The following is a 17,484-nucleotide window of genomic DNA, read 5'->3' as shown; positions in this document are numbered from 1 at the left end:
GTTGCACTCGCGACGGTATCATGTGATACGTTCAGCCGTGAAGGATTCACCGAGTGATGAATCAACGAGGAGAGCGGTCATGTCCGAGCCGACCTGTCACGTCGCCGTCGTCTACTACTCCGCGACCGGCACGATCTTCACCCTCGCCGACGCCGTGCGCGCCGGCGCCGCCGACGCCGGGGCGGAGGTGCGGCTACGGCGCGTCGAGGAGATCGCGCCCGTCCAGGCGGTCGCCCGCAACGGCGCCTGGGTCGAGCACCTGGCCGCCACCGGGCACATCCCGGTGGCCACCCACGACGACCTGCTCTGGGCCGACGCGGTCGTGTTCGGCACCCCGGCGCGGTTCGGGAACGTCGCGAGCCAGCTCAAGCAGTTCCTGGACACCTTGTCCGGGCTGTGGATGCGCGATCTGCTCTCGGACAAGGTCTACAGTGGATTCACCTCGACGGCGTCCGCGCACGGCGGCCAGGAGTCGACGCTGCTGGCGCTCTACAACTCCGTCTACCACTTCGGCGGCGTCATCGTCCCGCCCGGGCACAAGGACCACCGGAACGACTCCGCCGGAAACCCTTACGGCGCCAGTCATGTCACCGGCGACGACGGCTCGATCGCCGTCGGCGAAACGGCGTTGACGGCGGCCCGCTCGCAAGGCCGCCGGGTCGCGACGATGGCCGCGGCCCTGCGGTACGGGCTCGCCGCGGTGTGAGGCCTACGCCTCGTCCCCGGGCGGATAGGTGAACCGGGTCAGCAGGTCCATCAGCTTCGCCGGCTCGCCGGGACGCAGGTGCGAGAGCAGCGCTTCGGCCGGGGCGAGCGCGTCCTCGTGCGCGGCGTCGAAGGCCTTGACGCCGTCCGGGGTGATCTCGACCTCGCGCACCCGCCGGTCCCCCGGCACGGCGTTGCGGACCGCGAACCCCTTCGCCTCCAGGTCGTCGACGACCCGCATGATCCCGGCCTTGTCCGACCCGGTCGCCTCGACCAGGTCCCGCTGCGTCGTCGGCCCGCGGTCCACCAGGATGATCAACACGGCGAAGTGCCGCAGCTCCAACCCGTGCGGGCGCATCGCGGTGGCCATCGCCCCCGCCGCGCGGGCGTGCGCCCGGCGCAGCAGCAACCCCAACGCGAACGGGGAGACGTCCCCCGGGCGGTCGGTGGCGCGGGTCCTGGGCTTGGCGGTCATGCGAGCACCCTACCCCAACGGGCGTCGGGTGATACGGTTTCATTCGATACGGAACGGCGGTGGTCAAGGTGATCGGCTTCGGAGTGGCACCCCGCGCGGACGAAGTCGCCGCGCCCGCACCCGGCGACGACCTCGTCCCCCACCCGGACGTCGTGATGGACCGCGGGTTCACCCTGGACGCGCCGCCCGAGCGGGTCTGGCCCTGGTTCGCCCAGCTCGGCAAGAACCGCGCCGGCTGGTACCTGCCCACCGGGATCGAGGCGCTCCTCCCCCGGCGCCGCCGCGCCCTGCGCCACCTCGACCCCGCGCTGCAGCACCTGCGCCCGGGTGACGTCATCGACGACTGGGGCGGCCGCGACGCGACCTTCGAGATCGTCACGCACGACCCGCCGCACACCCTGGTCCACCGCTCCACCCGCGGCCGCCTGGAGATCAGCTGGGCGATCCGCCTCACCGGCGACGGCCCCGGCACCACCCGAGTCCACCTCCGGTTCCGGCTCAGCGGCGCGCGCCGCCCGCGGCTGGTGGAGTACGGCGGCGGGCTCGTCGACCTGCTGACCGTCGCCGGTCTCGCCGCCGGACTGCGCGACCGGCTGCGCTGACCCGCGAGCCCGTCACGGACGTCCGGCGGCCACCTCAGTGTTCCGGGCCGGAGACGTCGCGCGACCGCGACGCACGAGCACCAGAGCCACGACGGCCAGGAGCACGACCGCCAGGCCCGCGAGGCCGACCCACCACCACCCCGACGTCGCGGGCGCGGCGGTTTCGGGGTGCTGGGCGAAGCCGAGCCCGCCGTCACGCTGGTACTGGGAGCCGGGCTGCTTGTCCGCGTACCGGTCGTGGACCTGGCGCTGGTAGTCGGCCAGCGGGACGAACGCGCCGACCGGCGTCTGCGGCAGGCTGGCCTGCAGCAGCCGGACGCCGCCGGCACCCAGCGCGTACCAGCCGTTGATCTGGGGCTCGTCGAGCAGGACGGCACCGGCCGGCAGCCGGGTGGCGAGGCGGGTCTCGTCGTCCCCGGACAAGACGCTGCCGACCCGCCAGCCCGCCGCGTCGGGGGCGGCCTGGATGGTGGCGGCGCGGCCGTCCTGGGCGTGCGCGACGACCGCGACGTACTCGAGGACCGCGACCCGGCCGGCGCCGTCACCCCGCACGAACGCCGGGTCGAGCGTGTAGGCCGGAACACCCGTGTCCGCCACGGTGATGACGCCCGGGTCGGGCTGACCAGGTCTGCGGAAGTTGGTCCTGGCGAAGCTGATCGCCTCGGCCGAGTGGGCCGCGGTCACCGCCGCGGCGACCTGCGCCGCCGGCAGCGGCGCCCACGCGGGTGGCGCGGCCGAGGCCGCCGCGCCGAACCCGGCCGTACTCGCGAGCGCCAGCAGCACCGCCGTCAGGACCTTCACCGCAGACCTGGTCATGGCCTAGCTCACCGCCCGCCCGTGATGCCGACGACGGTGTCGCCCCAGGTGAACTCGCTGTTGCGCAGGTAGTCGTTGTAGGACTGCGTGCGGTAGCGCTGGTAGGTCGGCCACGGGTCGCCGACGTTCATCGACTGGTTGCCCGCGTCGTAGCCGTAGATCACCTCGGCGTGGCCGCCGCCGGAGGTCCAGTAGATCCCGGTGAGGGCCGGGTTCCCGGCGTCGATCTGCTGGGTGATCGTCGAGAACGACACCGCGCCGCCGGCGCTGCTCGCGGAGAACCCGGTGCCGCGGAACCCGTTGACGATCTCGCCGATCTGCGCGGCCTGGTTCGGGCAGTTGCCCGCGCTGGTGCCCTTGCCGGCGGCGCAGAACTGGTTCTGCGACGTCGAAGCGCCGTGGAACTGCTCGATGCTCGCGCCGTCCGCGGCCCAGCACCATTCGTCGTTCTGCTGCACCTGCTGGCTGTAGTTCAGGCTGCGCGCGGCCTTGGCGTCCCGGGCCGCGTTCGCGGCGGCCGGGAGCCGCAGCGCACTGTTGTCGCCGAGCGGGTGGGTGAGCGTCACGCCGTTCGGCGCCGGCGGCGCGACCGGCTGGGCCCCGGCGGCCGGGGTGAGCGCGAGCGTGGCCGTGACCACGACCGCACCACACGTGAGAACCAGGCCCATCATTCGTTTGTCCAGCGCGATGACCACGAGCTTCTCCTTGTGCAAAAGGGAAAGGGGGACGACGGGGAACGGTTCCGGACCCATTCCGCGGTAACTTCGCCCCATCACTGTGCGGCAGGAGAAAATCTCCAACAACCGACGCAAGTCGGTAAACGATGAGTAAACGACCGGCTCGCCGCACGGTGGCCCGCGTCACATATCCGCTGGTCAGCACGCGGTGTTCGCGACGAGCGGCCGACGTCGCCGCCTCGGTGTTATCCCAGGTGTTATGGGTGCGGCCAGGCCTCGCCGCGGGCGGTTTTACCGGCCTTTCGGATCCCGGCGGCGGGCGGGCTGACAGACTCGACCGGTGATCCTCGGTTACGTCCTCGCCCTGCTGGCCGCCGTCGCGTCGGGCAGCGGCTCGATCCTGGAGTCCGCCGGCGTCCGGCGGGCCGGTGCCTACGGCGGCGCGCCCCAGGACCTCGTCGCCCTGCGCGGCCAGCCGCTGTACTTCCTCGGCGTGGGCGTGGACCTGCTGGGCTTCATCTTCGCCGCCGCCGCGCTGCACCGGCTGCCGCTGTTCCTCGTCCAGTCGGTGCTGGCGTTCAGCGTCGGCGTCACCGCGACGATCTCCGCGTTCCTCGGCATCCGGCTGGCCTCCGCCGGCTGGGCCGCCTTGGGCGTCGGCGCGACCGGCCTCGTCCTGCTGGGCCTGTCCGCGGACCCGGGTCCCGCGCACCTGCTGCCCACCGCCGCCAGGTACCTGCTGCTGGCCGCGGCGGTGCCGATCGCGGCGATCGGCTTCTACGTCCAGCGCCACGACCACCGCTGGTCAGCACCCGTGCTGGGCTTCTGCGGCGGCCTCGGCTTCAGCGTCGTCGGCATCTCGGCCCGCACGCTCGACACGTCGGGCCCGGCCTGGCGGGTGGCACTGGACCCGGCGATCTGGGCGATGATCGCCAACGGCCTGGTCGCCGCGGTGGTCTTCGCGATGGCCCTGCAACGCGGCCGCGCGACCGCCGTCACGGCGACGATGTTCACCACCAACACCGCCGTCTCGTCGCTGATCGGCGTGACCATCCTGGACGACCGCGTCCGCGACGGCTTCACGGTCGCGGCCATCGCGGGTTTCGTGCTCGCCGTCGCCGGCGCGATCGGCACCGCGCACTACGCCGCCGCCCACAAGGCGCCGGCCGAGGAGAGCGCGGAACCGGTCTAGCCGGACACCTCCGGGATCACGGGGTGAGGCGCTCGACCAGGGCGTCGACGAGGTCGCCGCGTTCCTGCGGCGTCAGCAGGTCCGGCAGGGTCAGGCGCTCGATGATCAGCCAGTTCAGCGCCAGCCACAGCAGCTTGACCGTCGTCGCGTCGCCGGGCAGGCCCGTCTTCAGGTGGTTCGCCACGTTGAAGTCGAGGTCCGCGCGGATCCGCTGGGTCAGCACCTCCCGCAGCTCCGGGCGGCGGGCCGCCTCCAGGCGCAGTTCCAGCAGGGCCAGGAAGCCCGTCGGGAAGGCCGCCACCCGCTCGACCAGGGCGTGCATCAGCTCGGCGAGGCGGGCGCGGTCGCGCGGGCCGTCGAACGGGGCGGCCAGGGTCGCCTCGTCCGGCACCAGCCGTTCGTAGACGCGCTCGCCCGCGCCGGTGAGGATCTCCTCGCGGCCGGCGAAGTAGTTGGAGGCGGTGCCGGTGGGCACCGCGGCCCGCTGGTCCACCGCGCGGAACGTCAGCCCGCGCGCGCCGTCCGCCGCCAGGACCTCGATCGCCGCGTCGAGCAGGGCCGCCCGTCGTTCCGGATTGCGTCGCGCCATCGCTTGTAACCACTCCGCTTGTAGTGTTATGGTCAAACCACTACAAGCAAAGTACTACACATCGAGTTGTTCCGGGGGTCGCATGCGCAAGCTCGTCTACTACGTCGCCGTCTCGATCGACGGGTTCATCGCCGGGCCGGGCGGCGAGTTCGACTTCTACCCGGAGGCGCCGGACATGGTCGAGTACCTCCGGGCGGAGTTCCCGGAGACCATGCCGAGCCACGTCCGGCCGCACATCGGGCTCGACGGCGTGCCGAACAAGCGGTTCGACACGGTGGTCATGGGCCGCGGCGCCTACCAGCCGGGGCTCGACGCCGGTGTCACCAGCCCGTACGCCCACCTCCGGCAGTACGTGGCTTCGACGACGCTCGGCGCGAGCGCCGACCCCGCCGTCGAGCTGACCGGCGACCCGGTGGCCACCGTCCGCCGGCTCAAGGACGAGCCCGGCGCGGACATCTGGCTCTGCGGCGGCGCGCGGCTGGCGGGCGAGCTGCTGCCGGAGATCGACGAGCTGGTGTTCAAGCGCTACCCGGTCGTCGCGGGCCACGGCCTCCCGGCGTTCACCGGCCCGTTCCGGCCGCGGCCGTTCACGCCGGTGGAGACCCGGACGTTCAGCCACGGCGGCACCATGACCACCTACCGCCCGGCTTAAGGCCGCTGGTTCTGGAACTGGAACTGGACCCGCACCGAGCCGTCCAGCGGGACGATGATCGTCGAGTCGCTCGCCGACCACCGGTCCGGCACGAGGAACATCCGGTCCTTGCCGTGGATCAGCAGGCGGAGGTGCCGGTAGCGGTAGTGGAACGTCTGGCCCTCGGACGGCGGCAGTTTCGTTTCCTCGAGGCCGGGACTGCGCAGGTACAGGCTCTCCTTGGTGTCGAGGATGACGCTGGGCAGCTTGTCGAGGCGGTTCGCGTCGGCCATCGCGAGCCCGCGGCCGGACCACTGCGCGGTCGTGGCCGTCATCCAGAACACGCTGACGGCGAGCACCAGGTACCCGAGGACGACCGAGCTCCGCCGGAACGGCGGCGCGCCGTCCGGTGGCCGCCGGACGGTCGCGCCGTACCGCACGAGCGTGGCGCCCACGGCGATCAGCAACGGGGTCACCAGGCCGAACAACCACCAGTCCCGCAGGAAGGTGTAGCCCGACACCAGCACGAGACCGGCGATCAGCGTGGTGAGCCCGATCCCCTGCGCGACCCGGCCCAGCCGGCGCACCGCCGTCGCCGTCCGGATCCGCTTCCGGACGGCGGCGCGCACCGCGACCGAGCCGAGCCCGGCCGCGGCGACCACGAGCAACGGCGTCAGCAAGGGCTGCGGGCTGCGCATGATGTACTCCTGCGTGCCGAGCCCGATCGTGTCGACGTCGACGCCGAAGTACTCGTACCGCGCCCGCGCGGAGACGTAGCCGAAGTAGAACAGCACCGCGGTCAGCAGCGTCAGCGGCGGGATCGCGGTCTTGCCCGCGTCGAGGAAACGCTCGAGCGCCCCGGCGGCCGCCGGGCTCACCCGGTGGGGGTCGCCGTGGTCTCGGTCGACGGCGAATCCGGCTGGGTCAGCGGGACCGTGCCGGGGTTCACCCGGGTCGGGAGATCCCGGCATGAGGCGTCCTTTCCGGCGGCGCACACCACCTGGCCCTTGAACGTCAGCGTTGCGTGGCCACCGTTCCCGCGCGCGGTCACCGCGACGGAACAGGTGTCGGCGCCCGACGTGAACCTGAACGAGGCGCACCCGGGCGACTCCCCGCACCGGCCGCCCAGGGTGAAGGCCCCCGGCCGGTCCAAGTCGACATCGGTGACTCTGACATCGTTGTCCCGCAACAGGTCCGGCTGCAGCCAGCTGACGTTCACGCATTGCTCCTCGACGCTCGTGTCTTCGGCACCCCCGCCCACCGGCAGCTGCGGGATCGTGATCGCGCCCCCGGTGTCGTCGGCGGTCCTCGGGCTCTCCGGACCGGACGCCTCGGTGCTCGGGGCGCCGGTGGGCAGGGGTGCCTCCGTGGTGGCGTCCTGCGCACCGGAGCCGGAGTCGGACCCGGAATCGGCGGAGTCGGAGCAGCCGGCCGCCGCGAAGACGAGCACCGCGGCCGCGGCCAGGGTGGTACGGAACAGGTTCATCGTGGTTCCTCCTCCGCTTGCGGAGCCGCGAGCATGGGCGGTGATACCGCCGATTCGGCGCATCACGCCGTCACCCGCGCGCTCTGAGGGGTGTGTCCAGGGACGTCGAGCGGATCGCCGCCGAGCAGCGCCGCCACCGCCGGTGCGCGCCGGGCCCGGGCGAGGCAGCGCGCCCGCGACGGGCCGATCGAGCCGACCGGGATGCCCAGCGTCGCGCTGATCTCCCGGTAGGACCGCGGCGGATCGCACATCAGCATCGAGAGCAACCGCCGGTCCCGCGGGGGCAGCGCGGCCAGTGCGTGGCGGGCCGCGGCCCGGCGTTCCTCGCCGATCAGCGCGGCGGCGAAGTCCGGCTCGGCCGGGTCGTCGATCAGCACGGCGTCGGTCGGGATCTGCCGGGTGCGGTGGCGCAGCACCCGCAGGCACTCGTGCCGGGTCGTGGTGCGCAGCCAGCCCGGCAGCGCCTCGGCGTCGCGGATCTGCGCCCGGTGCGTGACCAGGTTCAGCCACACCGCGCCGCGGACGTCCTCGGCGTCCGCGCCGCTGATCCGGTAGTGGCGGCACACGGCGGAAACCAGCGCGGAATAACGCTCGACGATATCCCGCCAAGCCCATTCCGCACCCCGGGCGGCGTTTTCCAGCAATGGTGCCGGCGAATCGTGGTACATGGCCCCTCCTCGAACTCTTCCGTTCCCGGGTTCACGATTCCGCCACGACCTGCTCGGCGACCTTGCGGGAATCTTGCGGACGGAGCAGTATCGGTTCCGCCATTCGCGACGCGTCGGAAACGGGAAGGCCGCCGCATGGAGTTCGTGCTGTTCGGGGAGGTGCAGCTCCGGGTGGCGGGGCGGTCCCTGGACATCGGAACGCCCCGGCAGCAGGCGGTGCTCGCGGCGCTGGCGGCCGACGCCGGGCGTCCCGTTTCGCTCGAAACGATCATCGGCCGGGTCTGGGGTGACGATCCACCGGCCGAAGCGCGCAATGTGTTGTATTCCCACCTGAGTCGAATTCGTCGACTGTTCAAAGATCTCGCCGATTCCACCGACGAGGCCGTGAGTGTCGCGCGCCGGACGGCCGGTTACGTGCTGGAAATCGACCCGGACGACGTCGATCTACTGCGTTTCGACCGCCTGGTCGAGCGCGGAAACGACCGGAGCCGCACCGACGCCGAGCGGGCGGCGGCGCTCGCCGAAGCGGTGTTCGGACCGCGCGGCACCCCGCTGGCCGCCATCCCGGGCGGCTGGGCCGAGCAGGTGCGCGCGACCTGGCAGCGGCACCGGTTCGACGCCGCCGTGCGCTGGGGCGAGCTGGAGCTGCGCCTCGGCCACCCGGACGCCGTGTTCGGCGCGCTGTCCGACCTGGCCGGGGACTACCCGCTCGCGGAACCGCTGGAAGCGCTCCTCATGCGCGCCCTGCACAACGCCGGGCGCCAGGCCGAGGCCCTCGACCGGTACGCCGCGGTCCGGCAGCGGCTCGCCGACGCGCTCGGTGCCGATCCCGGCCCCGAACTGCGCGCGCTGCACCGCGCGATCCTGCGGGACGAACTGCCGGCCGCGCCGCGGGCCACGCCGGCGACCACCCCGGCCCAGCTACCCCCGGACACCCCCGGGTTCGCGGGCCGCGAGAGCGCGCTGCGCCGGCTCGACGACGTGTGCGACGAGCAGGTGCCGGCCACCCGGATCGTCGTCCTGTCGGGCACCGCCGGGGTGGGCAAGACGGTGCTGGCCGTCCACTGGGCCCACACGGTCGCGCCGCGGTTCCCCGACGGCCAGCTGTACGTGAACCTGCGCGGCTTCGACCCGACCGGCGCACCGGTCGACCCGGCCGGTGCGCTGCGCGGGTTCCTCGAAGCGCTCGACGTGCCGGGCGGCCGGATCCCCACGACCGTCGAGGCCCAGGTCGGCCTGTACCGGAGCCTGCTGGCGAACCGGCGCGTCCTGGTCGTGCTGGACAACGCCCGCGACGCCGAGCAGGTCCGGCTGCTGCTGCCCGGCGCGCCGGGCTGCGTGGTGGTCGTGACCAGCCGGGACCGCCTCGCCGGCCTGGTCGTCGCGGGCGCGCACCCCGTCACCGTCGACCTGCTCGACGACACCGAGGCCCGGGCGCTGCTGAGCGGCCGGCTCGGCGCCGGCCGGATCACCGCCGAACCCGCGGCCGTCGAGGAGATCATCGGCCTGTGCGCACGGCTCCCGCTGGCCCTGGCGGTGGCCGCGGCCCGCGCAGCGACGCACCCCGGCTTCAGCCTGGCCGCGCTGGCCGGGCAGCTGCGGGACGCGCGCGGGTTCCTCGACGAGTTCTCCGGCACCGACCCGGCGACCGACGCCCGAGCCGTGTTCTCCTGGTCGTACCTGCGCCTCGATCCGGCCGCCGCCCGGCTGTTCCGGCTCTTCGGGCTGCACCCCGGGCCGGACGTCGGCCTCCGCGCGGCGGCGAGCCTGGCCGGTGTCCCGGCCGGCAAGGCGCGCCCGATCCTGTCCGAGCTCACGCACGCGCACCTGATCACCGAGCACGCCCCCGGCCGCTACACCGTGCACGACCTGCTGCGCGCCTACGCCACCGAGCTCGTGCACGAGGTGGAGTCCCCCGCCGAGCGCGAGACGGCCGTCCACCGCGTGCTGGGCCACTACGCCCACACGGCCTTCCACGCCGACGGTTTCCTCGACCCGCGGCTCGAAGTGCCGCCGGCCCTGACCCCGCTCCCGGCCGGGGCCGAGTCCGACCGGATCACCGACCACCGGCAGGCCCTCGCGTGGTTCGAGGCCGAGCACCGCGTGCTGCTGCTGGCCGTCCACGCGGGCGCCGCGTTCGACACCCGCGTCTGGGACCTCGCCCGGTCGCTGCAGCGTTTCCTTTCCATGCAAGGGCATTGGCACGACGAACGCGACGTGCTCACGGTGGCGGCGGCCGCCGCGCACCGGCTCGGCGACGAGCGCAAGCAGGCCTTCGGCCACCTGCACCTGGCGGGCACGCACGTCCGGTTCGGCCGGCACACCGAGGCCCACGACGATCTCGAAGCCGCGCTGACCTTGTCCCGCGCCGCCGGCGACGTCGTCGGGCAGGCGTACGCGCACCGCCAGTTCGCCTGGCTGCTCGACCGGCAGGGCGCCGTCGCCGACGCGCTCGCGCACGCCGAGCAGGCCCTGGACCTGTTCCGCGCGGCCGAGCACCGGGCCGGGCAGGCGACGGCGCTCAACGCGGTCGGCTGGTTCCACACCCTGCTCGGCGACCACGCAGTGGCCATCGACTACTGCCGCCAAGCGGTCGACCTGCAGACGCAACTCGCCGACCACATGGGCGCGGCGCAGAGCTGGCACAGCCTCGGTTACGCCCACAAGCAGCTCGGCGACCACGCCCGCGCGCTCACCTGCTACGAGACGGCCCTGGACCTCGTGCACCGCAACGGAAGCCTCATGGTCGAGGCGCGGTTGCACATCGACATCGCGAGCCTCCACCGCGAACTCGGCGACACCGAGTCCGCCCGAGCCGGTTGGCAGCGAGCCCACGACATCCTCACGCACCTCGCCCATCCCGACGCGGACGAAGTGCGCATACGACTGTCCGAAGTACACAGTGGATGATTCACTCAGGAGGAATTCATGTCCGAAACCAGCGCCGAGGACTCCAAAGAATTCGAAAATGAAGTGAAGGATCTCTTTGTCAGACTCGAAGTATTCAAGCAGGAACTGTCTGACCAGCAGCAGAAGTTGCTGGACAGCATCTTGTGGCTCGCCTGGAACTCGACCAAAGACGAGAAGCCGCTCATCTCCGGGTTCGCAGAGTCTTTCAGCGCGCACCAGGCCTCGGTGGTCATCGACTTCGCGTCCGGCGCCATTGCGCTCGGTGACATGCTCCCTCTGATGATCAGAAGCATCATCAGACCCTGAATTCATCGACCACAGCCATTCGCAGGGGGAGCCAGACCATGACCGCAGTGCCGGCCGTTCTCGTGTCTATGCCGTTCCTGGAGGTGGAGCGGCCGTCCATCCAGCTCGGGCTGCTCAAGGCGATCGCGGACCAGCACGGGCTCCCGGTGCGGACCCTGCACCTGAACCTCGACTTCGCCGTGCGGATCGGCCTGGACTACTACCGATCCCTGGCCGAGCACCGGGGCCGGCAGCTCGGCGACTGGCTGTTCTCGGTCGAGGCGTTCGGCGACGCCGCGCCGGATCCGGACGGGAAGCTGCTCGCCGAGCTCGGCACCGAACTGTCCTACTTGGACGGACCGGCGGAGTCCGCGGCGGCCCGGCTGCTGAGCACGCGCGAGCACGACGTGCCCGCGTACCTCGACGCCGTCGCCGGGGAGTTCGCCGGGGTCCGGGTGGTCTGCTTCAGCTCGACGTTCCAGCAGAACACGGCGTCGTTCGCGCTCGCACGGCGGCTGAAGGAGCGGCACCCCGGCATCGTCACCGTGTTCGGCGGCGCCAACTTCGAGGGCGACATGGGCCGGGAGCTGGTGCGGTCGGTGGACTGCGTCGACTTCGCCGTCCTCGGCGAGGGCGACGTCGCGTTCCCGCGGCTGCTGGCCGCGCTCGCGGACGGCACCGACCCCGGCGCGGTTCCCGGCGTCGCCCGGCGCGCCGGGAACGACGTCGTCGCGACCCCGCCCGAGGCGCCGCACAGCCGGCTCGACGACCTGCCGGTGCCGGACTACGGCGAGTACTTCGCCCGGGCGGCACGGCTCGGGTTGCCCACCGAGCACGTCACGATCCCGTTCGAATCCGCCCGGGGCTGCTGGTGGGGCGCCAAGCACCACTGCACGTTCTGCGGGCTCAACGGGACCACCATGCGGTTCCGCGCCAAGTCGCCGTCCCGGGTGCTCGCCGAGCTCGACCGGCAGGCCCGGCGGTACCGCACCTTCCGGTTCGACGCGGTCGACAACATCCTCGAGCCCGGCTACCTCAAGGAGCTGTTCCCGGCGATGACCGAGGGGGCCCGGGACTACGAGATCTTCTACGAGGTCAAGGCGAACCTGACCCGGGCGCAGCTGAAGGTCCTCGCCGCGGCGGGCGTCACCCGGCTGCAGCCGGGCCTGGAGTCGCTGAGCTCGGAAGTGCTGCGGCTGATGGACAAGGGCGTCCGGGCCGCGCAGAACGTCAACCTGCTGCGCTGGGCCGGCTACTACGGGATCACCGTCGGCTGGAACATCCTCTGGGGGTTCCCGGGCGAGACGGCCGAGGCGTACGCCGCACAGGCGGCGGTCGTCCCGGACCTGGTCCACCTCCAGCCGCCGGCCGGCGCGGACCGGGTCTGGCTGGAGCGGTTCAGCCCGCTGTTCACCCAGCCGGCCCGGTTCCCGCTGCGGCGGCGCGAGCCCGAGCCCAGCTACCGGCACGTCTACCCGGCCACAGTGGACCTCGACCGGGTCGCCTACTTCTTCGACTACGAAACGGAAGCCGCGCTCGACGCGGACGTCTACGCCCCGCTGGGGAACGCGGTGTCGGCGTGGACGGCGGCGTGGCAGGCGGACCGGCGGCCGGTCCTCGTCTACCGCACCTCCCCCGGCTTCCTGCAGATCTACGACGGCCGGCCGGACCGCGCCGGCACCCACACCTTCCACGACGCGCTCGCCGGCATCTACCTCGCCTGCGTCGACCGCCCGCGCACCGCCGCGGCCGTGCACCGCGAGCTCGGTCTCACCGCGCCGGTCGCCGAGGTCGAGGCCGTGTTCCGCGAGTTCGCGGCGCGCGGGCTGATGTTCCTCGACGAGAACCTGGCCCTGGCCCTGGCGGTGCCCGCCACGCGGGGCCGGTGACGCGTATCAAGGTCGTGTTCCGCGCCTCTGTCCAGCGGCAGCAGTGAATCGAGCGGAAGGCAGTGTCATGGATCCCTCGACCATCGTGGAGGCGGCGAACGCCGCCGCGGAACGGCTTACCGGCTGGACACCGTGGGAGTTCACCTGGGGGTTGATCAAGAAGGGCGACTGCACGATGTTCGACGGGGCCAAGTGGACCCTGTTCCCCAACGGCACCGCCACCTTCGACGGCACCGTCACGAGCGGGGACGACGACGACGCGTGGGTGATCTGGCACGTCGACCTGCTGGACGCCGACTGGGCCGTTCTGGGCTCGCTGGCCACCGAGCACCCGATCGGCGGCGACTGGCGCAAGTTCGTGCAGAACATGCCGAGCAGCGCGGAACGCTACCGGTTCCGCGCCTGGGCGAGCTTCGAAACCGAGCTGTGGAAAGACATCGCCCACCTGAAGATGTATTCGAGCTGTTGAAGCAGTGGCCGGTTCCCGGGTGCGGGAACCGGCCACTGTGGACTTCAGGCCTGCAGCGCGGTCCGCGGCAGCTCGGCCGGCACCGGCGTCACCGCGAACGCGTGCACCGCGAAGCGGGCCGCTGGTGCGACGGTCACGGGTAGCTCGTAGCCGTCGGCCGCGTCGACGTCGACCTGGTAGCCGAGGTCGCCGAGGGCGGCGACGGTGACCCGGCTCAGCGGGTTCGGCGCCGGGTTGACGAAGCCGGTCATCAGCTCGTCGCCGAAGGTCTCGTCCCGCCAGTGGACGTCCGCGGTGCCGGGCCCGCCGGTGTTCTCCACCGGCACCCGTACCGGGTCGCCCGAGCCGCCGCGCAGCTTGTGGTACTCGGCCATCGCACCGGGCCCGGAGAACGTGGGGTCGGTGGTGCCCTTGCCGACCAGCAGGCCCTTGGCCGCCCAGAGCGAGCCGACGCCGATGACGTGGCCCATCTCGTGGGTGATCACGTCGCCGAGGATGCCCTCGGCCTCCATCTTGGCCAGGTCGACCTTGTCGAAGGTCATCTCGCCGCGGGCCGGCAGCAACGCCGAGGGCTCCGGACCGGCCGGCCGCACGTGGGTGATGTGCGCCTGACCGAGGATGTGGCCGGCGCCGTCGATGTCGGCGCCCTTGGCGATGATCAGCACGTCGTCGATCGCCTCGCCGTCGACCACCACCGGCGGCAGGTCGCCGACGATCACCTTGGCCCACCGGTCCGCGGCCGCGGCGAAGGCGTCCACCTGCGACGGCGTCAGCCCACCGGCGAACCGGACGGTGACGGTGAACGGCGACGTGGTCCCGGCCAGCAGCAACGCGCGCTCGGCGTCGGCCCTGGCGTGGTAGATCCCGTGTTCCGGCATGATCGTTCCTTCCCCATCGGCTGTGGTACCGATCGGATGCCGGAAGGGCCGGGGAAAATACACCGCCCCGCGAACGGCGGGGCCGCGCCGTTACGGCATCCGGAGTAATTCCCGCGAAGTCGGTCACGTCGGACGGGGTGCCGTCGATACGTCCGGCAGGGGATCTTCGTCATGGGGGCGGGGGCGTTTCACGAGGGGGAGCACTTCGTGCTGTATTCATTGCGATCACGCGGCCGTGTCGCCGTGGTCGGGGTGCTGATCGCGGCGGTGGCCGTGGTGGCCCCGGGCGTCGCGCACGCGGCGGCACCGCCGGCCAACGACGACTTCGACGCCGCGGTGGCCGTCACCTCCCTGCCGTTCACCACGCAGGAGGACACCAGCGCGGCCACCAAGACGAGCGACGACCCGGGCTGGTGCTCGGGGTACGCCGCGGCCGGGTCGGTCTGGTTCAGCTACACCGCGACCCAGGACGGGCTGCTGCGCGCCACGACGGCCGGCAGCGACCACCGGACGATCCTGTCCGCGAACACCGGCCCGCGCGGCCGGCTGCAGAGCGTGGCCGACGCCTGCGACTACGGGACCGATCCGGCCATCACGCTCCAGGTGACGGCCGGGACGACCTACTCCTTCCTGGTCGGCGGCCTCGACGCGCCCGGTGGCGCGCTGTCGTTCGCGCTCGACGCGGTCGCGCCGGCGGCCAACGACGCGTTCGCGGCCGCCGAGCCGGTCACCGCCCTGCCGTTCACCCGGCAGGCGGACCTCTCGACCGCTACGGCCCAGGCCGGCGAGCCGGACTCGAGCTGCGTGGAGGACGAGGGCATCCCGTCGGTCTGGTACTCCTACCCGGCCTCGGACACGGCGCGCTCGGTCACCGCGCGGGTCGAAGGGTCCGAAGCCGCCGTCACCGTGTACGCCGGGAATTCGCTGCCGGACCTGACGCAGGTCACCTGCCGGCGGAGTGGCAGCGGCACGGCCGTGTTCCGCACGAGTCCCGGCACCGGCTACTTCCTGCGCGTCACCGGGGCGCACCGCGGCTACGGGCCGGTCCAGCTGGTCGTCGACGAGGCGCCGCCGCTCCAGCCGGACGTGTCCGTGTACCCGTCGACCCCGACGGTGTTCGACAACGCCGGCTTCTCCGCGTCGTCGTGGAACTCGATCGACCTGCCGCTGAGCGGGACGTGGGACTTCGGCGACGGCGCGACGGCCCCGCTCGGCACGGAGACGGTGTACCACCGCTATGCGGCCGACGGCGTCTACTCCGTCACGCTCCACGCGACGTCCCCGGACGGGCGCACCGCGACGGTGACCCAGCCGGTCACGGTGACCACGCACGACGTCGGGATCGCGAAGTTCACCACCCCGGCGTCGGCGCGGCAGGGCGTCAGCAAGCCGATCTCGGTGGACGTGAGCAACACGCGGTACGCCGAGTCGGTGACCGTCGTGCTGTCCAAGCGGACCACGGACTACTGGGCCGAGGTCGGCCGGCTGACGCTGCAGGTGCCCGCGCGGGCCACCGGCAAGGTCCGGTTCCCGTTCGCCTACACCTTCACCCCCGACGACACGCTCGCCGGGAAGGTCGCGTTCCGCGCCGAGGTCCAGCTGCAGTACCCGGTGACCGACGCCGTCCCGGCGGACAACGAGGCGATCTCCATCGCCACGACCGTCAAGCCGCCCGCCTCGCGCATCGTCGCCGTCTGACCACTTCCAGGGGGAACAAGATGAAGCTGTCCGCCCGTCCACTGCTCGCCGGTGTCGCGGCCCTCACGGCCGTGCTGCTGGCGCCCGGGGTCGCCCACGCGGCCCCGCCGTCCAACGACGACTTCGGCTCCGCCACCGCCGTCACCGCCCTGCCGTTCACGGCGAGCCAGGACGTCACCGAATCGACCAAGGCGGCCGACGACCCGACGCCGTGCGGCACCTACACGACGTGGACCGTCTGGTACGACTACACCGCGGCCGCGGACGCGTTGGTCCGCGTGACGCCGTCCAGCACCGGCTCCGCCCGGCCGTTCGTCGCGGTCTACACCGGTGACCGCGGCGCACTGACGCAGGTGCCGGGCGCCTGCGCGACGTGGAGCTACCCGGGGACCGCGACGTTCCACGCGACCGCCGGCACGACCTACCACGTCATGCTGGCCCAGCAGTACAACCAGAGCGACCTGACGGTGGGCTTCACCACCGTGCCGCCGGCGCAGAACGACGACTTCGCGGCGGCCGCGACGGCCGCCGTGCCCGGGGAGTACTCCGGCGACCTGACCGTGGCCTCGGCCGAGCCCGGCGAGGTCGCGCCGAGCTGCGACCCGGACGCGGACCGGTCCGTGTGGTTCCGGTTCACCCCGGACCGGACGCGGTCGGTCAGCGCGCTGGCGATGTTCGACTGGGGCCCGGGCATCACGGTGTACCGGGGCACGTCGGCGGACTCACTGTCCGAAGTGGACTGCGTGGCCTCCGGTGACCGCCGGGCCGCCGTGTTCACCGCGGTCGCCGGGGAGACGTACCAGATCCGCGTCGCCGACGACGTCGATGCCGCGTCCCTGTTCGACATCCGGCTCGAGACGGCGCCGCCGCTGGCGCCGTTCCTGAACTTCTACCCCAACAACCCGTCGGTGTACACGGATGTCACGCTGGCGCCGTACTCGGGTGACAGCCTCGGCCGGCCCTTCGTCAGCGGCGAGGTGCGCTTCGGCGACGGCGGCTCGGCCCCCATCACCGGCGCCGACATCCGGCACCGGTACGCCGCGGACGGCGACTACCGGGTCGAGGTGACCGGCACGACCGCCGACGGCCGGACCGGGACCGGCTTCGACACGCTGACGGTCGACACGCACGACGTGGCGCTGTCGGACTTCACCGTGCCGGCGACCGCGCGGGTGGACCAGACCAAGCCGATCAAGGTGTCGGTCGCGAACACCCGCCACGACGAGACGGTGACGGTCACCCTGTACCGGCTGGACGAGCAGGGCTACAACCAGGAGATCGGCCACCTCAAGCAGTGGGTACCGGCGGCCGCGGGCCGCAAGGTGGTCTTCCCCTTCGCCTACACGTACACGGCGGCGGACGTGGCGGCGGGCCGGACGTCGTTCAAGGTGGTGGCGACCATCGAGAACGTCTACTCCGGCGACGCCCGCCCGGAGGACAACCAGCTGCTGGCGTCGACGACGGTCCGCGCGAAGAACGCGGTCGCCATGAGCTGACGTGACCCGGGAGTGGTG

The 17,484-nt window shown here is 72.4% G+C and carries 18 protein-coding genes; 10 read left to right on the top strand and 8 right to left on the bottom strand.

What is annotated here, in order from left to right; genetic code table 11:
- Positions 1-79 precede the first annotated feature (79 nt).
- Positions 80-706, top strand: a complete 627-nt coding sequence (gene wrbA, locus OHS58_RS07460) for an NAD(P)H:quinone oxidoreductase (RefSeq protein ID WP_328647651.1) — start codon at positions 80-82, stop codon at positions 704-706.
- Positions 707-709: 3 nt separating this feature from the next.
- Here wrbA and OHS58_RS07455 read toward each other — a convergent pair whose 3' ends face one another.
- The gene (locus OHS58_RS07455; RefSeq protein ID WP_328647650.1) at positions 710-1,180 is read right to left on the bottom strand and encodes a MarR family winged helix-turn-helix transcriptional regulator; all 471 of its coding nucleotides are present in this window, start codon (positions 1,178-1,180) and stop codon (positions 710-712) included.
- A gap of 59 nt (positions 1,181-1,239) precedes the next feature.
- On the opposite strand from OHS58_RS07455, the gene OHS58_RS07450 reads away from it, so the two are divergent.
- Positions 1,240-1,782, top strand: a complete 543-nt coding sequence (locus OHS58_RS07450) for a hypothetical protein (protein ID WP_326952534.1) — start codon at positions 1,240-1,242, stop codon at positions 1,780-1,782.
- 12 nt (positions 1,783-1,794) lie between these two features.
- Here the strand turns inward: OHS58_RS07450 and OHS58_RS07445 are convergent, their stop codons facing one another.
- Together OHS58_RS07445 and OHS58_RS07440 are read right to left on the bottom strand one after the other, a co-directional pair.
- Positions 1,795-2,598 (bottom strand): hypothetical protein, encoded by an 804-nt coding sequence (locus OHS58_RS07445; protein ID WP_328647649.1) that lies wholly within the window; start codon positions 2,596-2,598, stop codon positions 1,795-1,797.
- Between the two features lie 8 nt (positions 2,599-2,606).
- Entirely contained in the window at positions 2,607-3,293 is a 687-nt protein-coding gene (locus tag OHS58_RS07440) for a papain-like cysteine protease family protein (RefSeq protein WP_326950580.1), read from the bottom strand.
- A gap of 322 nt (positions 3,294-3,615) precedes the next feature.
- Between OHS58_RS07440 and OHS58_RS07435 the strand changes: the two genes are divergently transcribed.
- Complete coding sequence (locus tag OHS58_RS07435) at positions 3,616-4,467, top strand: hypothetical protein (protein ID WP_328647648.1); 852 nt, start codon at positions 3,616-3,618, stop codon at positions 4,465-4,467.
- Positions 4,468-4,483: 16 nt separating this feature from the next.
- Here the strand turns inward: OHS58_RS07435 and OHS58_RS07430 are convergent, their stop codons facing one another.
- A complete protein-coding gene (locus OHS58_RS07430) occupies positions 4,484-5,056 on the bottom strand; it encodes a TetR/AcrR family transcriptional regulator (protein ID WP_328647647.1) in 573 nt (190 codons plus the stop codon).
- 82 nt (positions 5,057-5,138) lie between these two features.
- On the opposite strand from OHS58_RS07430, the gene OHS58_RS07425 reads away from it, so the two are divergent.
- Positions 5,139-5,708, top strand: a complete 570-nt coding sequence (locus OHS58_RS07425; RefSeq protein ID WP_328647646.1) for a dihydrofolate reductase family protein — start codon at positions 5,139-5,141, stop codon at positions 5,706-5,708.
- On the opposite strand, the gene OHS58_RS07420 is transcribed toward OHS58_RS07425, so the two are convergent.
- The 3 genes from OHS58_RS07420 to OHS58_RS07410 form a co-directional block, all read right to left on the bottom strand.
- The gene (locus OHS58_RS07420; RefSeq protein ID WP_328647645.1) at positions 5,705-6,565 is read right to left on the bottom strand and encodes a hypothetical protein; all 861 of its coding nucleotides are present in this window, start codon (positions 6,563-6,565) and stop codon (positions 5,705-5,707) included. The two genes, OHS58_RS07425 and OHS58_RS07420, sit on opposite strands and share 4 nt — an antisense overlap.
- Positions 6,562-7,173: a hypothetical protein gene (locus OHS58_RS07415; protein WP_328647644.1), complete on the bottom strand. Its 612-nt coding sequence runs from the start codon at positions 7,171-7,173 to the stop codon at positions 6,562-6,564. The genes OHS58_RS07420 and OHS58_RS07415 overlap by 4 nt, the downstream gene beginning before the upstream one ends.
- Positions 7,174-7,235: 62 nt before the next feature.
- The gene (locus tag OHS58_RS07410; RefSeq protein ID WP_326950586.1) at positions 7,236-7,841 is read right to left on the bottom strand and encodes an RNA polymerase sigma factor; all 606 of its coding nucleotides are present in this window, start codon (positions 7,839-7,841) and stop codon (positions 7,236-7,238) included.
- Between the two features lie 135 nt (positions 7,842-7,976).
- Here OHS58_RS07410 and OHS58_RS07405 point away from each other — a divergent pair, with 135 nt between their 5' ends.
- The 4 genes from OHS58_RS07405 to OHS58_RS07390 all read left to right on the top strand — a co-directional run bounded on the left by OHS58_RS07405 (position 7,977) and on the right by OHS58_RS07390 (position 13,394).
- Positions 7,977-10,751, top strand: a complete 2,775-nt coding sequence (locus tag OHS58_RS07405; protein WP_328647643.1) for an AfsR/SARP family transcriptional regulator — start codon at positions 7,977-7,979, stop codon at positions 10,749-10,751.
- An 18-nt stretch (positions 10,752-10,769) separates the two neighbouring features.
- Positions 10,770-11,057 (top strand): hypothetical protein, encoded by a 288-nt coding sequence (locus tag OHS58_RS07400; RefSeq protein WP_326950588.1) that lies wholly within the window; start codon positions 10,770-10,772, stop codon positions 11,055-11,057.
- Between the two features lie 38 nt (positions 11,058-11,095).
- Entirely contained in the window at positions 11,096-12,925 is a 1,830-nt protein-coding gene (locus OHS58_RS07395; RefSeq protein ID WP_328647642.1) for a RiPP maturation radical SAM C-methyltransferase, read from the top strand.
- A gap of 67 nt (positions 12,926-12,992) precedes the next feature.
- Positions 12,993-13,394, top strand: a complete 402-nt coding sequence (locus OHS58_RS07390; RefSeq protein WP_328647641.1) for a DUF6294 family protein — start codon at positions 12,993-12,995, stop codon at positions 13,392-13,394.
- A gap of 44 nt (positions 13,395-13,438) precedes the next feature.
- On the opposite strand, the gene OHS58_RS07385 is transcribed toward OHS58_RS07390, so the two are convergent.
- Positions 13,439-14,272 (bottom strand): leishmanolysin-related zinc metalloendopeptidase, encoded by an 834-nt coding sequence (locus tag OHS58_RS07385; protein ID WP_326952522.1) that lies wholly within the window; start codon positions 14,270-14,272, stop codon positions 13,439-13,441.
- Positions 14,273-14,479: 207 nt separating this feature from the next.
- Here OHS58_RS07385 and OHS58_RS07380 point away from each other — a divergent pair, with 207 nt between their 5' ends.
- The gene (locus OHS58_RS07380) at positions 14,480-15,970 is read left to right on the top strand and encodes a PKD domain-containing protein (RefSeq protein WP_328647640.1); all 1,491 of its coding nucleotides are present in this window, start codon (positions 14,480-14,482) and stop codon (positions 15,968-15,970) included.
- 20 nt (positions 15,971-15,990) lie between these two features.
- Positions 15,991-17,466: a hypothetical protein gene (locus tag OHS58_RS07375; protein WP_328647639.1), complete on the top strand. Its 1,476-nt coding sequence runs from the start codon at positions 15,991-15,993 to the stop codon at positions 17,464-17,466.
- Positions 17,467-17,484 lie beyond the last annotated feature (18 nt).

The sequence above is a fragment of the Amycolatopsis sp. NBC_00348 genome, assembly GCF_036114655.1.
Lineage (GTDB): Bacteria > Actinomycetota > Actinomycetes > Mycobacteriales > Pseudonocardiaceae > Amycolatopsis.
This window is presented reverse-complemented; position numbering and strand designations above follow the sequence as displayed.

Coding starts and splice junctions, on each gene's coding strand:
- wrbA (WP_328647651.1), top strand. CDS start 80: ATGTCCGAGCCGACCTGTCACGTCGCCGTCGTCTACTACTCCGCGACC.
- OHS58_RS07455 (WP_328647650.1), bottom strand. CDS start 1,180: ATGACCGCCAAGCCCAGGACCCGCGCCACCGACCGCCCGGGGGACGTC.
- OHS58_RS07445 (WP_328647649.1), bottom strand. CDS start 2,598: ATGACCAGGTCTGCGGTGAAGGTCCTGACGGCGGTGCTGCTGGCGCTC.
- OHS58_RS07430 (WP_328647647.1), bottom strand. CDS start 5,056: ATGGCGCGACGCAATCCGGAACGACGGGCGGCCCTGCTCGACGCGGCG.
- OHS58_RS07425 (WP_328647646.1), top strand. CDS start 5,139: ATGCGCAAGCTCGTCTACTACGTCGCCGTCTCGATCGACGGGTTCATC.
- OHS58_RS07415 (WP_328647644.1), bottom strand. CDS start 7,173: ATGAACCTGTTCCGTACCACCCTGGCCGCGGCCGCGGTGCTCGTCTTC.
- OHS58_RS07410 (WP_326950586.1), bottom strand. CDS start 7,841: ATGTACCACGATTCGCCGGCACCATTGCTGGAAAACGCCGCCCGGGGT.
- OHS58_RS07405 (WP_328647643.1), top strand. CDS start 7,977: ATGGAGTTCGTGCTGTTCGGGGAGGTGCAGCTCCGGGTGGCGGGGCGG.
- OHS58_RS07400 (WP_326950588.1), top strand. CDS start 10,770: ATGTCCGAAACCAGCGCCGAGGACTCCAAAGAATTCGAAAATGAAGTG.
- OHS58_RS07395 (WP_328647642.1), top strand. CDS start 11,096: ATGACCGCAGTGCCGGCCGTTCTCGTGTCTATGCCGTTCCTGGAGGTG.
- OHS58_RS07390 (WP_328647641.1), top strand. CDS start 12,993: ATGGATCCCTCGACCATCGTGGAGGCGGCGAACGCCGCCGCGGAACGG.
- OHS58_RS07385 (WP_326952522.1), bottom strand. CDS start 14,272: ATGCCGGAACACGGGATCTACCACGCCAGGGCCGACGCCGAGCGCGCG.
- OHS58_RS07375 (WP_328647639.1), top strand. CDS start 15,991: ATGAAGCTGTCCGCCCGTCCACTGCTCGCCGGTGTCGCGGCCCTCACG.